Raw genomic sequence first — 515 nt, 5'->3', positions numbered from 1 at the left:
TTGCCGTTGCCGGAGAAGGGATAGGTCTCCACTTTTACCTGGTACCCCTGTTTGCGCGCCTCTTCTTCCGTCAGGCCGACGCTGGCGATCTCCGGCAGGGTGTAGACGCAGCGCGGCACGACTTTGTAGTCGACGGTGACGCGCTCCCCGACCGTGTTGCGGGCCGCGACCTCGCCTTCGGCGCTGGCCACGTGGGCGAGCTGCCAGCCGCCGATCAGATCGCCGACCGCGTAGATGCCTTTGAGACTCGTCTCCAGGTGTTTGTCAACGGCGACAAACGGCCCGTTCATCGCCAGGCCCAGGGACTCGATGCCGGACAGGTTGGGGCGGCGGCCAACGGCCACCAGCACTTCCTGACAGGCCAGCTCCTGGCTCTTGCCGGACGCATCGACGATGCGGACCTGTTTGCCGCTGTCCGTCTGGGCCAGCGACTCCACCTTGGCTCCGGTCAGAATCGTCACGTGCTTCTTCTGCAGGGCCTTCTGCAGCGCGCGGGAGGCGTCGGGGTCCTCATT

1 protein-coding gene is annotated in these 515 nt (G+C 65.8%); it reads right to left on the bottom strand.

The window, feature by feature from the left end:
- Positions 1 to 515 (bottom strand): FAD-dependent oxidoreductase (locus ACI7RC_RS27775; protein WP_408111389.1); only part of this gene is annotated, 515 nt, incomplete at both ends.

The sequence above is a fragment of the Brevibacillus sp. B_LB10_24 genome (assembly GCF_046036945.1).
GTDB lineage: Bacteria > Bacillota > Bacilli > Brevibacillales > Brevibacillaceae > Brevibacillus_C.
The sequence above is the reverse complement of the archived record's forward strand: the minus strand, read 5'-3'. Positions and strand labels throughout refer to the sequence as shown.